Below are 13837 nucleotides of genomic sequence, written 5' to 3' on the forward strand. Positions count from 1 at the left end.
CCAGCCTGCTACATCGATAAAAAAGCCGGTTCGCGCAAGCGACCGGCTTTTTTCATGTCTGCCTCGTGGCGGGCAAGGTCTTACAGCACCGGCCACGGCAAGCCGGCCGGCGGGTTCGCCGCCAGGTAGTCGGCCAGCGCTGCTTGCGGCCAACGTTCGCCCCATAGCGGCGGGCACACAAAGCGGTGCGTTTCGCCGGCCAGCGTGAACGCCAGCGCGTAAGCGTGCAGGTAACCGCGGTCGGCGGCGCTGCCGCCGTATAGCGCATCGCCCAGGATGGGCGCGCCCAGCGACTTCATCGCCACCCGCAGCTGGTGGGTCTTGCCGGTGCGCGGGCGCAACACGAACAGGCGCAGGCCGGGTGCCAGGCTGTGGCTGAAAAACTGGGTTACGGCAGGGTTGGCCGCGCTTTTGCACAGCTTCCAGGCGCCGCCACGGCCCTTGTCCATATCGCCCTTGATCAGGCCCTGCTTGCGCGCCGGCTTGGCGTCCGACAGTGCCAGGTAGTACTTTTCCACGTCGCGGCCGGCAAAGGCGGCGCCCAGCTCGGCGGCGTCCTGCTGGCTGCGCGCTACCACGATCAGGCCGCTGGTAATGCGGTCCAGCCGGTGCACCGGCCACAGCGCGTCGCCGGACAGTGCCTCGCGCAGTAAATCCATCAGGCCGGGGGTATCGCCTTCGCGATGAAAACCTAGGCCGGGGGCCTTGTGGACAAGGTGGAAGCGGGGGTGGCTGTATACGAGCTGGAAGGCGGACATGGCGGGGTTTCTCGACTGGGACGCGCATTGTAGGCGATGCCGGCGGCGGCCCCAAGCGCCGGCTGCACCTGCAGGCCGGGCCATTCCAGCCGCAGGAAGTCGTCGTCGCCGCCGGCGACGCGGTAGCCCATTTCGGCGTAGAAGGCGCGCACTGGTTTGTCGTCGCGCAGGCAGCACAGCGTAACGCGGCCACGGCTGAGCTGGTGCAGCACCGCCAGTACCCGCCGCCCCATGCCCTGGCGCCGCCACGGTGCCAGCACCACCAGCAGGTGGATGTGCAGGCCGTACGGCCGCCACGTCATACTGACCAGCGCAACCTCCTGCCCGCCGTGGCGGTACCAGAACAAGGTGCCGTCAGCAAAACTCTGCTCGAAGCCCTGGCGCTGCAGCTGCGCGTCCCAGCCCTGACAGCGGCTGAGCTTGCCCTGCATGCCGTCGCAGTACACGGCGTAGGCGCGCAGCTTGTCCGATGCCGGCAGCGGCAGCAGCCCGTGGCTCATGACACCGTGGCCTGCTGCATGCGTTGCTCGGCTTCAAGCCGCATCTGCTTGCGGATTTCGGCTTCGCGGAAGCGCTTGCGGTGGAGGTCGCTGTCCAGCGACAGCGGCGGCACCGGCACCGCCTTGCCGTCGGCCCAGGCCACCATGGTGAAGTAGCAGCTATTGGTGTGGCGCACGGTGCGCTGCTGGATGTTTTCGGCTACCACCTTGATGCCCACTTCCATCGAGGTGCGGCCAACGTGGTTGACGCTGGCCAGGAAGGTGACCATCTCGCCCACGTGGATGGGCTGCTTGAACAGCACCTGGTCTACCGACAGCGTCACCACGTAACAGCCGGCGTAGCGGCTGGCGCAAGCGTAGGCCACCTGGTCCAGCAGTTTCAGCAGCACGCCGCCGTGCACGTTGCCGGAGAAGTTGGCCATATCCGGCGTCATCAGCACCGACATGGTGAGTTCGCGCTGGTTAACAGAGTGTTCGCTCATTGATAGTCATTCCTGTTTCATTCTTTTTGCATGGCGGCGTAAAATCGACGCCCCCTCCCCCCTACGGCATACCGGCACCATGTCTTCCCTGTCCCGGCTTTTCCGCTACGCCAGCGCCTACCGGCGCGACGCGTGGCTGGCAACGTTGTTTTCCGCTACCAACAAGTTTTTCGACATCCTGCCCGAAGTGCTGATCGGCGTGGCTGTGGATGTGGTCGTCAGCAAGCAGGACTCGTTCCTGGCCCGGCTGGGCATTACCGACAGCTTCGAGCAGCTGCTGTGGCTGGGCGCCCTTACCGTGCTGATCTGGGCCGGTGAATCGCTGTTCGAGTACCTGTACCAGCTGCGCTGGCGCAACCTGGCGCAAAACCTGCAGCACGAACTGCGGCTGGACGCCTACCGCCACGTGCAGCAGCTGCCGCTGTCGTATTTCGAGGATAAGAGCACCGGCAATCTGATGTCCATCCTCAACGACGACATCAACCAGATGGAGCGCTTCCTCAACGGCGGCGCCAACAGCATCATCCAGGTGGTGTGTTCCTCCATTATGGTGGGCGGCGTGTTCTTTTACCTGGCGCCGCAACTGGCCATGATGGCGCTGTTTCCGGTGCCGCTGATCCTGGTGGGCACCTTCTGGTTCCAGAAACGCATTGCGCCGCGCTACAGCGCGGTGCGCGAAGCGGCCGGCGTGATCAACGGCCGCCTCAACAACAACCTGTTGGGCATTGCCACCATCAAGGCGTTTACCGCCGAAACGTTCGAGGCCGAGCATATCCGCGAGGCCAGCGAGCACTACCGCACCACCAACGCGCGCGCCATCCGCCTGTCGTCGGCCATCATCCCGGTGATCCGCATGGCCATCCTGGCCGGCTTCGTGGTGACGCTGGTGTACGGCGGCTGGCTGGCGCTGCACGGCGCGATCGGCGTCGGCAGCTATTCGGTGCTGGTGTACCTGACGCAGCGCCTGCTGTGGCCGCTGGTGGGCCTGGCCGACATTGCCGACTTGTACCAGCGCTCGATGACCGCCATCGACCGCGTGCTGGGCGTGCTGGCCACGCCGGTCACCATCCCCTACGACGGCAAGGCGCTGCCTGCCGGCACAGTATCGGGCCAGCTGGCTTTCGAAAACCTGTCATTCGGCTACGGCGACCTCACCGTGTTGCATAATGTGTCGCTCACCATCCCTGCCGGCGGCACCGTGGCCTTTGTCGGCGCCACCGGTTCGGGCAAGAGCACGCTGATCAAGCTGCTGCTGCGTTTCTACGATGCCGGTAGCGGCAGCATCCGCCTGGACGGCCAGGATATCCGTACCCTGTCGCTGACCGACCTGCGCCGCCAAATCGGCTACGTCAGCCAGGACGTGTTCCTCACCGACGGCAGCGTGGCTGACAACATCGCCTACGGCATGGGTAAGGTTGGCCGCGACGCCATCGAAGCCGCCGCGCGCGCTGCCGAGGCGCACGCGTTCATCCAGCAGCTGCCGCAGGGCTACGACACGCCGGTGGGCGAGCGCGGCCAGAAGCTGTCCGGCGGCCAGCGCCAGCGCCTGGCGCTGGCCCGCGCCATCCTGAAAGACCCGCGCATCCTGGTGCTGGACGAAGCCACCAGCGCGGTGGATAACGAAACCGAGGCCGCCATCCAGCGCTCGCTGGACGTGGTATCGCGTGGCCGCACCACGCTGGTGATTGCCCATCGGCTGTCCACCGTGCGCCACGCCGACTGCATTCACGTGATGGAGCAAGGCAGCATCATCGAATCGGGCACGCATGAGGTACTGCTGGCACAGCAGGGCAGCTACGCTGCGCTGTGGCGCCTGCAGACGGGCGAGCGCGAAAGCTGAGCACACCAGCATGAACATCAGGCCTGCCTTCATCTGCAGGCCTTTTTTTATGGTCTATGCTTATAGACAACGCAGCAAACTGTCATCGAAATGAGTATCGGCGCCCTCTCTGCGGCCAACTACGGCAGCGCTTACGCCAGCCCGGCAAAGATGATGACGGCCTGTAGTCCGGGCTGTCAGTGCAGCCGTTGCCTGGCCGCCAGCGTGACCAGCACGCCAGCGGAGGCGCCTGGCGGAACGGGCCGTGGCCAAAAGGGTGTGGCTGCATTAAGCGAGGAAGAACAGCAGCAGGTAGACAAGCTGAAAGCGCGCGACCGCGAAGTGCGCGCCCACGAGCAGGCGCATATCGCCGCTGCTGGCGGGCTAAGCGTCAGCGGCCCCAGCTACAGTTACCAGCAAGGGCCGGACGGGCAGCGTTACGCGGTAGGCGGCCACGTCAACATCGACGTCAGCCCGGGGCGTACGCCGGAAGAAACGCTACGCAAGGCGCGTGCCGTGGAGCGTGCCGCACTGGCCCCCGCTGAACCTTCCGGCCAGGACCAGGCGGTGGCCGCGCAAGCCAGACAGATGGCGCTGCAGGCGCAGGCAGAACAAGCCGCCGCCCGGCAGGGGGGCAACAACATTGCAAGAACTTACCAGCCGCAAGACAGCACGGCCCCCGCCCTGCAAGGTCGCGGCATTGATACACGGGCATGACCACCATGCATCACTACCTTTACCTGTTGCACCCTACCCGGCCGGACATGCTGCGCAGCGGCCTGAGCGACCACGAAGCCGAATGCATCAGCCAGCACACCTGCTACCTGGACGACCTGTGCCTGGCCGGCAAGGTGACGCTGTTCGGTCGCACCACCACCAACGATGAGCGCGTGTTCAGCATGGTGCTGGTCAATACCGGCATCGAGGATGAAGCGCGTCGCATCATGCAGGCCGACCCGGTGATAACCGGCGGTGTGATGCGCGGTGAGCTGTTTCCGTTCCGTATCAGCGGCATGCGCGGCATGAAGGTGTAAACGCTGCCGCCTGTCTACAGCCAACGGCGGACACGCTGGCAATACGCGGCGTAGGCATCACCGAAGCGCGCCCGCAAGGCGCGCTCTTCCGGCACGATCTGCAGCCGATCGATCCACAGCCCCCACAACAGTGGCCCGGCCAGGGCTACGGCCTGCCCCAGCCACATGCCCCAAGCCAGCAGCAGGCACAGCATGCCCAGATACATCGGGTTACGGCTGAAACGGTAAAAGCCCGACACCACCAGCTGGCTACTGCGCTGTGGCTGCAGCGGACTGAGGGTAGTGCGCCGCCGCACAAACGCCCACACCGCGCTGCCTTCCAGCCACACCGCCAGCAGCAACAGCCCTCCGCTCACCACCAGACTGACACCCTCCGGCAAAGACAGCGGCCACTGCGGCCAACGTCTTGCGGCCAGCGCCATGCCCCAAGCACACAGCAAGGCCAGCAATGGCGGCGGAATGCGGCACGCCAGCCAGCGCATCATGCGGCTCTCCCTACCCGCGCCAGGCGCAGGCCGTTGAAGATCACCAGCAGGCTGGCGCCCACGTCGGCAAACACCGCCATCCACAGCGTAGCCACGCCAGCCAGCGCCAGAATGAAGAACAGCAGCTTGATGCCCAAGGCCAGCACGATATTGGCGCGCAGTACCGCCATGCTGCGGCGGGCGTGGGCAAACAGCTGCGGCAGCTTGTCGAGGCGGTCTTCCATCAGCGCCACCTGCGCGGTTTCCAGCGCGGTATCCGAACCCGCAGCGCCCATGGCGATGCCCAGCTCTGCCTGCGCCAGCGCCGGCGCATCGTTGACGCCATCGCCCACCATCGCCACCGGCCCCTGCTGCGCCAGGCGACGGATGTGCGCCAGCTTGTCATCCGGCAGCAGGCCGCCCAGCGCCTCGCCAATACCGGCTTGCGCCGCGGTGCGGCCAACCACCGCCTGCTGGTCGCCGGACAGCACCGTCAGCGCAATGCCCATCTGCTGCAACTGCGCCACCGCTGCCACCGCGTCCGGGCGCAGCGCATCCGCTACCAGCAGCAGCGCCTGCGGTTCGTCATCGCGGCACAGCCACATCTCGCCGCTACCGTCAGGCACGCGTGGCAGCCACGGCGCGATATCGGCCCCCAGCCGGGCCAGCAGGCGGCGGTTACCCAGCGCCCAGCGCTGCCCCCCCACCGTGGCCTGTACGCCTTCACCGGCGGTCTCTTGCAAGTCGGTAATAGCCAGCAGCGGTATACCGGCGGCGGCTTGCAGCACCGCCCGCGCCAGCGGATGGGTAGAGTGCGCTTCCAGGCTGGCCGCTACCTGCAGCGCGGCGTCGCGCGCCGGGCCGGAGGGCTGCAACAGAATGTCGGCAATTACCGGCTCACCGCGGGTAAGCGTGCCGGTCTTGTCCAGCGCCAGGTAACGGATACGAGCCGCCGCCTCCAGCGCGGCCCCCCCTTTGACCAGCATGCCGCGCCGCGCCGCCGACGACAGCGCCGACACCAGCGTTACCGGGGTGGCGATCACTAGCGCGCACGGGCAGGCAATCACCAGCAACACCAGCGCCTGGTACAGCGCCGCTTGCCACGTCATCATGCCCGCCAGTGGCAAGCCCAGCGCCAGCAGCACCGCCACGGCCACCACGATGGGGGTGTACACCGCCGCAAAACGGTCGATGAAGCGCTGGGTGGCGGCCTTGCCGGCCTGCGCGTCGCGCACGCTGCGGATGATGCGCGCCAGCACGCTGCCATCAGCCGCCGCCGTCACCTGCACCAACACCAGCCCCTGGCCATTGATGGCACCGGCAAACACGGCATCGCCCTCGCCCTTGTCCAGCGGCAGGCTCTCGCCGGTAATCGGCGCTTCGTTGAAGTCGCTGCGGCCGCTAACGATGACGCCATCCAGCGGCACGCGCTCGCCGGGGCGCACCCTTACTACGCGGCCAACTTGCAGGCTGTCGCTCGGGACGGCCTGCCACTGACCATCGACTTCTACCCAGGCGCTATCCGGCTTCAACGCCATCAGGCTGCGCACCGCCTCGCCGGCGCGCGCCAGCGATAGCGCCTCCAGCTTTTCCGACAGTGCAAACAGGAACAGCACCATTGCCGCTTCCGGCCACTGCTGCAGCACCATGGCGCCCAGCACGGCCAGGCTCATCAGGAAGTAGATATTGAGTGTGCGCAGCTTCAGCGCGTACCAGCCCTTGCGGGCGGTAGTGCGGCCACCGGCCAGCATCGAGGCCATGGCCAGCGCGGCAACCCACCAGGCGCCGTCGCTGGCACCGGCCAGCACAGCGCCCTCGGCGGCGGCCGCCAGCAGGCCGGCCAACCACAGTTGGCCGCGGCTTTCGACTGGTGCCGCGACCGCTGCGTCAGCCTCGTGTGCCGTCAGCAGCCGTGCCGGCATGCCGGTGCTGGCCAGCGCAGCCTGCACTTCGGCCAGGCTGGCGTCGCGCTGGTGCACGGTGACGGTGCGCTCGATGTAGTTGAAGTCCACGCGCAGCACGCCGGTCACGTTGGCCAGCACCTTGTCTACCAGCCGCCCTTCGGTGGGGCAGTCCATGGCCGGAATGGCCAGCCGCCACGCCGTGCTGCCTGCCGGCGCATCGGCTGCTGCCGGGGCTGCCGTCAGCGTGCTGCTGCAGGCGTCGCCACTGCAGCAGGCGGCCTGCTCGTGGCTATGGCTGTGGTCGTGGTCGTGGTCGTGGTCGTGGTCGTGGTCGTGGTCGTGGTCGTGGTCGTGGTCGTGGTCGTGGTCGTGGTCGTGGTCGTGGTCGTGGTCGTGGTCGTGGTCGTGGTCGTGGTCGTGGCGGGCAGTATGCGGCTGCGCCACGGCGACGGGGATGATCTTGCTGCCAGGTTTGGGTTGATACAGGGCCATGCTGGTCTCCACAGAAGCGTGCTTGTCTTATTGCAAACCCTGTAGCTACTATAAGGTCAAGCCCCGAAGGAGAACGATGATGCAAATCGGCGAACTGGCAAAACGCACCGGCTGCGAAACAGAAACCATCCGCTATTACGAGCGCGAAGGCTTGCTGCCCGCGCCATCACGTAGCAGCAGCGGCTACCGCCGCTATGAACAGCCGCATCTGGAGCAGCTGGCCTTTATCCTGCACTGCCGCTCGCTGGGCATGCCGCTGGCCGATATCCGCCTGTTGGCCGGCTTTCACCAGCAGCCGGCCGCCGAGCCGTGCGATCGCGTCAACGCGCTGATCGACGAACAGATCCAGCGCGTGCACAGCCAGATCGAGGCCTTGCAGCGGCTGGAGCAGCAACTGCTGCAGCTACGCGCCCGCTGCGACAGCCCGCATACGCTGGCCGACTGCGGCATCCTGAAAACGCTGGACGCCGCCGCCAGCGGCGAAGCCTGCGCCTGCCATAGCGACTGACCCCAGCCGCGCAGGCAAAAAAAAAGCCGGCTTGGTAGCCGGCCTAACAACGCTCGTAAGGGGAATACAGAGGATTCACCTCGTACACAATCCCCGGATGTACGAGGCACCAGTCAATCCTGAACCAGCACTAGGCTGGTGCCTATACCATCGGCGGAAACCACCAGTGGCAGACAGCAAGTGTTCGCAACGGCGTCGGGAGGAGAATCCTTGGCCGCTTCAAGCTGAGCACACCTGCTGCGTTTACGAGCCACAACACAACACAGAGAGTGATTCGGAGTATACGTAGGTTTATTACATTCTAAAAATGAATTAAAATTATCAAAACAATTCCAAATTGGAATAAAAATGGACATCAAAGCGCTACGCTATTTTGCCGAGCTGGTTCGGCAGCAAAACTTTACCCGGGCGGCCGAAGCCCTGTTTGTCACCCAGCCCACCATCAGCAAGATGGTGAAGCAGCTGGAAGACGAGCTGGGTACCCCGCTGTTGATCCGCGAGGGCAAGAGCTTCCAGCTTACCGACGCCGGCCGCGTGGTCTACCTGCGCGGGCAAGACGTGCTGGCGGCGCAGCTGCGGCTGAAGAACGCGCTGGCCGACCTGGCATCGCTGGCGCGCGGCGAGCTGGTGGTGGGCCTGCCGCCGATGGCGGGCGGTGCCTTCTTTGCGCCGGTGGTGGGTGCCTTCCGCGACCGCTACCCCGGCGTGGAACTGAAAATGGTGGAAGACGGCGCACTGGCGATTGAAAGCAGCATCCGCTCCGGCAACCTGGAAATCGGCGCCGCGGTGCTGCCGGTAGACGACAACACCTTCAACAGCCTGAGCCTGGTACGCGATCGCTTGTGCCTGGTGGCACCGGCCGGCAGCCCGTGGCAAGGTTGGCCGCGCGTCACCCTGCCCGACCTGGCCGACCACCCTATCGTGTTTTATCCGGAAGATTTCTCGCTCACCATCCGCATCAGCGATGCCTTTCGCATGATGGGAAAAAGCGTCAACATCGCCGGCCGCAGCGCACACTGGGATTTTATCGTTGCCATGGTGGCCGCTAGACTGGGCATCGCCCTGCTACCGCAGGCTATTGCCAGCCAGCTGGAGCGCGACCGCTTCGACGTGGTACCGATCGACGACGAGCGCATCACCTGGCATCTGGGCCTGATCTGGAAGAAAGACAGCTATCTTTCTCATGCTGCCCGCGCCTGGATCACGCTGACCCGTGAACTGCTTCTGGATAACCACCATGACAGCCCGACTATCCCTGCTGCTGTGCAGCCTGCTGCTGAGCGCTACCTGCCTGGCCACAGCGGTACAGATCAAGTACCCCATCCTACCGGCCAAGGGTGACCCGCAACTGAACTACATGCTGGCCCTGCTGCGGCTAGCATGCGAAAAAGCAGGTGAAAAGTGCCTGCTGCGCCCGGGGCCGGCCATGGTGCAAGGCCGGGCCATCCAGGAATTGCGCCGGCCACAGGGGATGATAGACGTGCTGTGGACCATGACCAGCGTAGACCGCGAAAAGCTGCTAGTGCCGGTACGCATACCGCTGTACAAGGGCCTGATCGGCTGGCGCGTCGCCCTGCTGCCACCAGGTCGGCAAGAAATGCTGGCCGAGGTGAAAAATGTCAACGAACTGGCTCATTTCACTGCGGGGCAGGAACATGACTGGCCTGATACTGCCATCTTGCAGCACGCCAAGCTGCCGGTGGTCGTCACACCGGACTACGAGTCGCTATTTGCCATGCTGGCCAAGCAGCGTTTTGACTATTTTCCGCGCAGCGTGATCGAAATCCTGAACGAGCAGCGCACTCACTCGGAGCTGCGACTGCCAGTCGACCCCCACTTGCTACTGCACTACCCCACTGCCTTCTACTTTTTCGTCAGCCCCAAACGGCCGCAGCTGGCACGCATGCTCGAGCGCGGGTTGGAACGTGCGATTCGGGACGGCAGCTTCGATACCCTGTTCCAGCAGCATAACGGCCCAGCATTAAAGGCACTGGCCTTGGACAAGCGCCGCATCATCGACTTGTCCAACCCGCTTTTGCCCCCGACCACCCCCTTGCAGCGCAAGGAGCTGTGGTACCGCCCCTGACATCCACACCAGACAATAAAAAAACGCCACCGCGAACGGTGGCGTTTTGCTATCGGACGTGGCCGATGCTTAGATCATGCCTTTGCTTTTCAGCAGTTCGAACATGGTCTTGCCGATTTCAGCCGGGCTACGGGTGTAGGCGATGCCTGCACGCTCGAACGCCTTGAACTTCTCTTCGGCAGTACCTTTGCCGCCAGAGATGATGGCGCCGGCGTGGCCCATGCGTTTGCCTTTCGGCGCGGTCACACCAGCGATGTAACCTACTACCGGCTTGGTCACGTACTGCTTGGCAAATTCGGCCGCTTCTTCTTCGGCGGTACCACCGATTTCACCGATCATCACGATGGCGTCGGTATCCGGATCGTCCTGGAACAGTTTCAGGGCGTCGATGTGGCTGGTACCCGGGATCGGGTCGCCGCCGATACCGATGCAAGTGGACTGACCCAGACCCAGGGCGGTGGTTTGTGCCACAGCTTCGTAGGTCAGGGTGCCGGAGCGGGACACGATACCGATGCGGCCCGGGTTGTGGATGTGCCACGGCATGATGCCGATCTTGCACTCACCCGGGGTGATGATACCCGGGCAGTTCGGGCCGATCAGGCGGATGCCGGCTTCGTCCACGGCTTTTTTCACGTACAGCATGTCCAGGGTGGGCACGCCTTCGGTGATGCACACGATCAGCTTCACGCCGCTGTCGATGGCTTCCAGGATGGAGTCTTTGGCGAAAGCTGCCGGTACGTAGATAACCGAAGCGTCAGCCTGGGTTTCGCGTACGGCGTCTTTCATGGTGTTGAATACCGGCAGGCCCAGGTGCTCGCTGCCACCTTTGCCCGGGGTAACACCGCCAACCACCTTGGTGCCCACTTTCAGCGCCTGCTCGGCGTGGAAAGTACCGTTCTTGCCGGTGAAACCTTGCACCAGCACTTTCGTATCTTTGTTTACCAATACGCTCATTTTGAAATCCTTATGCGGTGCAGGTGATTACAGGGCGGCAACAGCAGCAACGATCTTCTCGGCTGCGTCGTTCAGGCCCTGGGCGGAGGTCAGTTTCAGACCGGATTCGTCCAGGATCTTGGCACCCAGTTCGGCGTTGTTGCCTTCCAGACGTACCACCACCGGAACGGTCACGTTCACTTCTTTCACGGCAGCGATGATCGCTTCGGCAATCATGTCGCAACGTACGATGCCGCCGAAGATGTTGATCAGCACGCCTTGTACCGAGGTATCGGCCAGAATCAGCTTGAACGCTTCGATCACGCGCTCTTTGGTTGCGCCGCCGCCCACGTCCAGGAAGTTGGCCGGTTGGCCGCCCTTCAGCTTGATGATGTCCATGGTCGCCATGGCCAGACCGGCGCCGTTTACCATGCAGCCGATGTTGCCTTCCAGGGCCACGTAGTTCAGGTCGAACTCGGAAGCTTTCACTTCACGCTCGTTCTCCTGCGACTTGTCGCGCTGGGCCAGCAGGGCCGGGTGACGGTACAGGGCGTTGGAGTCCAGGTTGATCTTGCCGTCAACGCAAGCCAGTTCGCCGTTTTCACGCAGCGCCAGCGGGTTCACTTCGAACAGGGCGAAGTCGTTTTCCACGAAGGCGTTGTAGGCACCCAGCATCAGCTTGCTGAAAGCTGCAACCTGGGAACCGGACAGGCCCAGCGCGAAAGCCGCGTCGCGGGTCTGGAACGGCTGCATGCCAACCAGCGGGTCCACTTCGATCTTGATGATCTTTTCCGGGGTTTCTTCGGCAACTTTTTCGATCTCCACGCCACCTTCGGTGGACACCATGAACACCACGCGCTGGGAACCGCGGTCTACCACGGCGCCCAGGTACAGTTCGCGCTGTACCGGGTACATGTCTTCGCATACCAGCACGCTGTTTACCGGTTGGCCGGCAGCGTCGGTCTGATAGGTCACCAGGTTGGTGCCGATCAGGGTCTTGGCAACGTCAGCGGCTTCTTCGCGGCTTTTCACCACTTTCACGCCACCGGCTTTACCGCGGCCACCAGCGTGGACCTGGGCTTTAACAACGGCAAACTTGCCGCCCAGCTGATCGTAGGCAGCAGCAGCTTCTTCCGGTGTGGTGGCCAGAATGCCTTTTTGCACCGGCAGGCCGTATTTGGCCAGCAGCTCTTTCGCTTGGTATTCGTGCAGGTTCATTAACTTTCCTTTCGGGTGGATAGTTGGCTGGCCTTGCGGCCAACCTTGCTATGCCTGAGATGTCGGGATTGTACCGCCTTGACTACAAGGCGGTGCGATTATCGATATCCGCAACAAGCAGGTTGCAGCGCGGCCGGCACTTTACCTTGAAAGTGCGCGGCCTGCTGCCTGTTCTTTTAGCCGTGCAGCGCGCGCTTGTCGGCGGCCAAGGCGGCTTCGTGTACCACTTCGGACAGGCTCGGGTGAGCATGGACGATGCGCGCCAGGTCTTCGCTGGCGGCTTTGAATTCCATGGATACCACGCCTTCGGTCACCAGTTCGGACACCATCGGGCCGATCATGTGCAGACCCAGGATACGGTCGGTCTTGGCGCAAGCCAGGATCTTGACGGTACCTTGTGCCTGGCCCAGACCCAGCGCACGGCCGTTGGCCGCAAAACCGGAGGTGCCCTTCTTGTACTCGATGCCTTCTGCCTTCAGCTGCTCTTCGGTCTTGCCGACCCAGGCGATTTCCGGGCTGGTGTAGATCACCCACGGGATCACGCCGAAATCGACGTGCGGCTTCTGGCCGGCGATACGCTCGGCCACGGCCACGCCTTCTTCCGACGCTTTGTGCGCCAGCATCGGGCCACGCACCACGTCACCGATGGCCCACACGTTCGGCAGGTTGGTGTGGCAGTGGTCGTCCACGACGATGAAGCCGCGCTCGTCCATCTGCAGGTTCACGTTGGCACCACCCAGGCCCTGGGTGTTCGGCACGCGGCCGATGGACACGATCAGCTTGTCGAACTCGGCCTTCACGGCTTCGCCGTTCAGCTCGTAGTTAACGGTCACGCCGTTGTCGCCTTTGACGATGTCGCCGATTTTCACGCCCAGTTTGATGTCCAGACCGGTGTCTTTGGTCAGGGTCTTGAACGCTTCCTTGGCGATCTGCTGGTCGGCAGCGGCCAGGAAAGTCGGTGCCGCTTCCAGGATGGTGACGTCGGCGCCCAGGCGCTTCCATACCGAACCCATTTCCAGGCCGATCACGCCGGCACCGATCACGCCCAGGCGTGCCGGAACCGCGGTCAGCGCCAGTGCGCCTTCGTTGTCCAGCACGATCTGGTTGTCGGTAGCCAGGCCCGGCAGCTGACGCGGGCTGGAACCGGTGGCGATGATGACGTGGGTGGCTTCCAGGGTATCGACCACGGCGCCGTTATCGGCAACCTCGATCACCCACTTTTCGTTCTGGCGGCCTTTCAGCGTGGCCAGACCGTGGATGTTGGCAACCTTGTTCTTCTTGAACAGGAAGCTGATGCCACCGGCGTTCTTGGTGATGATGTCGTTCTTGCGCGCCAGCATTTTGGCAACGTCCATCTGCGCGCCTTCCACGCTGATGCCGTGCTTCTGGAAGTCGTGCTGCACGGCGTGGAAGTTTTCCGAAGACTGCAGCAGTGCCTTGGACGGGATGCAGCCCACGTTCAGGCAGGTACCACCCAGCGAAGGCTTGCCTTCCGGGTTCTTGGTGGCGTCTACGCAAGCGGTGTTGAAACCCAGCTGGGCGGCACGGATGGCTGCCACGTAACCGCCGGGGCCACCACCGATCACTACTACGTCGAATTGTTGGGACATGGTGTTCTCTATCCTGTGGCAGGTTGGCC

General features: G+C 63.9%; 14 protein-coding genes. 6 read left to right on the forward strand and 8 right to left on the reverse strand.

The window, feature by feature from the left end; all coding sequences use genetic code 11:
- Positions 1-80: 80 nt before the first annotated feature.
- The 3 genes from ACK4FZ_RS09670 to ACK4FZ_RS09680 are packed head-to-tail and all read right to left on the reverse strand — an operon-like array spanning position 81 to position 1740.
- Positions 81-758, reverse strand: a complete 678-nt coding sequence (locus tag ACK4FZ_RS09670; protein WP_409820271.1) for a TIGR01621 family pseudouridine synthase — start codon at positions 756-758, stop codon at positions 81-83.
- Positions 692-1258 (reverse strand): GNAT family N-acetyltransferase, encoded by a 567-nt coding sequence (locus ACK4FZ_RS09675; protein WP_409820273.1) that lies wholly within the window; start codon positions 1256-1258, stop codon positions 692-694. The genes ACK4FZ_RS09670 and ACK4FZ_RS09675 overlap by 67 nt, the downstream gene beginning before the upstream one ends.
- Positions 1255-1740 carry an acyl-CoA thioesterase gene (locus tag ACK4FZ_RS09680; protein WP_409820274.1) on the reverse strand — a complete coding sequence of 162 codons (486 nt, stop codon included), beginning with the start codon at positions 1738-1740 and terminating at the stop codon, positions 1255-1257. The genes ACK4FZ_RS09675 and ACK4FZ_RS09680 overlap by 4 nt, the downstream gene beginning before the upstream one ends.
- Before the next feature lie 79 nt (positions 1741-1819).
- On the opposite strand from ACK4FZ_RS09680, the gene ACK4FZ_RS09685 reads away from it, so the two are divergent.
- From ACK4FZ_RS09685 to ACK4FZ_RS09695, 3 genes are all read left to right on the forward strand, one after another.
- Positions 1820-3580, forward strand: coding sequence for an ABC transporter ATP-binding protein (locus ACK4FZ_RS09685; RefSeq protein ID WP_409820277.1), 1761 nt, complete (start codon positions 1820-1822; stop codon positions 3578-3580).
- A 90-nt stretch (positions 3581-3670) separates the two neighbouring features.
- Positions 3671-4276, forward strand: coding sequence for a putative metalloprotease CJM1_0395 family protein (locus tag ACK4FZ_RS09690; protein WP_144371947.1), 606 nt, complete (start codon positions 3671-3673; stop codon positions 4274-4276).
- Positions 4273-4593 carry a YciI family protein gene (locus tag ACK4FZ_RS09695; RefSeq protein WP_144371948.1) on the forward strand — a complete coding sequence of 107 codons (321 nt, stop codon included), beginning with the start codon at positions 4273-4275 and terminating at the stop codon, positions 4591-4593. Before ACK4FZ_RS09690 ends, ACK4FZ_RS09695 begins: the two co-directional genes overlap by 4 nt.
- Positions 4594-4607: 14 nt before the next feature.
- On the opposite strand, the gene ACK4FZ_RS09700 is transcribed toward ACK4FZ_RS09695, so the two are convergent.
- Positions 4608-5078 carry a methyltransferase family protein gene (locus ACK4FZ_RS09700; protein ID WP_409820280.1) on the reverse strand — a complete coding sequence of 157 codons (471 nt, stop codon included), beginning with the start codon at positions 5076-5078 and terminating at the stop codon, positions 4608-4610.
- The gene (locus ACK4FZ_RS09705; RefSeq protein WP_409820282.1) at positions 5075-7453 is read right to left on the reverse strand and encodes a heavy metal translocating P-type ATPase; all 2379 of its coding nucleotides are present in this window, start codon (positions 7451-7453) and stop codon (positions 5075-5077) included. The genes ACK4FZ_RS09700 and ACK4FZ_RS09705 overlap by 4 nt, the downstream gene beginning before the upstream one ends.
- 79 nt (positions 7454-7532) lie before the next feature.
- Between ACK4FZ_RS09705 and cadR the strand changes: the two genes are divergently transcribed.
- The 3 genes from cadR (at position 7533) to ACK4FZ_RS09720 (ending at position 10047) form a co-directional block, all read left to right on the forward strand.
- Positions 7533-7961, forward strand: coding sequence for a Cd(II)/Pb(II)-responsive transcriptional regulator (gene cadR, locus ACK4FZ_RS09710; protein ID WP_409820427.1), 429 nt, complete (start codon positions 7533-7535; stop codon positions 7959-7961).
- 348 nt (positions 7962-8309) lie between these two features.
- On the forward strand, positions 8310-9302 hold the full coding sequence (locus tag ACK4FZ_RS09715) for a LysR family transcriptional regulator (RefSeq protein WP_409820284.1): 993 nt from the start codon (positions 8310-8312) through the stop codon (positions 9300-9302).
- On the forward strand, positions 9199-10047 hold the full coding sequence (locus ACK4FZ_RS09720; RefSeq protein WP_409820286.1) for a substrate-binding periplasmic protein: 849 nt from the start codon (positions 9199-9201) through the stop codon (positions 10045-10047). The genes ACK4FZ_RS09715 and ACK4FZ_RS09720 overlap by 104 nt, the downstream gene beginning before the upstream one ends.
- Positions 10048-10116: 69 nt before the next feature.
- On the opposite strand, the gene sucD is transcribed toward ACK4FZ_RS09720, so the two are convergent.
- The 3 genes from sucD to lpdA form a co-directional block, all read right to left on the reverse strand.
- Complete coding sequence (sucD, locus tag ACK4FZ_RS09725) at positions 10117-11001, reverse strand: succinate--CoA ligase subunit alpha (RefSeq protein WP_144371954.1); 885 nt, start codon at positions 10999-11001, stop codon at positions 10117-10119.
- Positions 11002-11028: 27 nt separating this feature from the next.
- On the reverse strand, positions 11029-12198 hold the full coding sequence (sucC, locus tag ACK4FZ_RS09730; RefSeq protein WP_144371955.1) for an ADP-forming succinate--CoA ligase subunit beta: 1170 nt from the start codon (positions 12196-12198) through the stop codon (positions 11029-11031).
- A gap of 176 nt (positions 12199-12374) precedes the next feature.
- Positions 12375-13808: a dihydrolipoyl dehydrogenase gene (gene lpdA / locus ACK4FZ_RS09735; RefSeq protein WP_409820288.1), complete on the reverse strand. Its 1434-nt coding sequence runs from the start codon at positions 13806-13808 to the stop codon at positions 12375-12377.
- Positions 13809-13837: the final 29 nt, after the last annotated feature.

This window comes from Vogesella sp., from assembly GCF_046297735.1.
GTDB lineage: Bacteria > Pseudomonadota > Gammaproteobacteria > Burkholderiales > Chromobacteriaceae > Vogesella > Vogesella urethralis.

Excerpts from the sequence above, each read along its gene's own strand:
- ACK4FZ_RS09670 (WP_409820271.1), bottom strand. The coding sequence starts at position 758 with ATGTCCGCCTTCCAGCTCGTATACAGCCACCCCCGCTTCCACCTTGTC.
- ACK4FZ_RS09675 (WP_409820273.1), bottom strand. The coding sequence starts at position 1,258 with ATGAGCCACGGGCTGCTGCCGCTGCCGGCATCGGACAAGCTGCGCGCC.
- ACK4FZ_RS09680 (WP_409820274.1), bottom strand. The coding sequence starts at position 1,740 with ATGAGCGAACACTCTGTTAACCAGCGCGAACTCACCATGTCGGTGCTG.
- ACK4FZ_RS09685 (WP_409820277.1), top strand. The coding sequence starts at position 1,820 with ATGTCTTCCCTGTCCCGGCTTTTCCGCTACGCCAGCGCCTACCGGCGC.
- ACK4FZ_RS09690 (WP_144371947.1), top strand. The coding sequence starts at position 3,671 with ATGAGTATCGGCGCCCTCTCTGCGGCCAACTACGGCAGCGCTTACGCC.
- ACK4FZ_RS09695 (WP_144371948.1), top strand. The coding sequence starts at position 4,273 with ATGACCACCATGCATCACTACCTTTACCTGTTGCACCCTACCCGGCCG.
- ACK4FZ_RS09700 (WP_409820280.1), bottom strand. The coding sequence starts at position 5,078 with ATGATGCGCTGGCTGGCGTGCCGCATTCCGCCGCCATTGCTGGCCTTG.
- ACK4FZ_RS09705 (WP_409820282.1), bottom strand. The coding sequence starts at position 7,453 with ATGGCCCTGTATCAACCCAAACCTGGCAGCAAGATCATCCCCGTCGCC.
- cadR (WP_409820427.1), top strand. The coding sequence starts at position 7,533 with ATGCAAATCGGCGAACTGGCAAAACGCACCGGCTGCGAAACAGAAACC.
- ACK4FZ_RS09715 (WP_409820284.1), top strand. The coding sequence starts at position 8,310 with ATGGACATCAAAGCGCTACGCTATTTTGCCGAGCTGGTTCGGCAGCAA.
- ACK4FZ_RS09720 (WP_409820286.1), top strand. The coding sequence starts at position 9,199 with ATGACAGCCCGACTATCCCTGCTGCTGTGCAGCCTGCTGCTGAGCGCT.
- sucD (WP_144371954.1), bottom strand. The coding sequence starts at position 11,001 with ATGAGCGTATTGGTAAACAAAGATACGAAAGTGCTGGTGCAAGGTTTC.
- sucC (WP_144371955.1), bottom strand. The coding sequence starts at position 12,198 with ATGAACCTGCACGAATACCAAGCGAAAGAGCTGCTGGCCAAATACGGC.
- lpdA (WP_409820288.1), bottom strand. The coding sequence starts at position 13,808 with ATGTCCCAACAATTCGACGTAGTAGTGATCGGTGGTGGCCCCGGCGGT.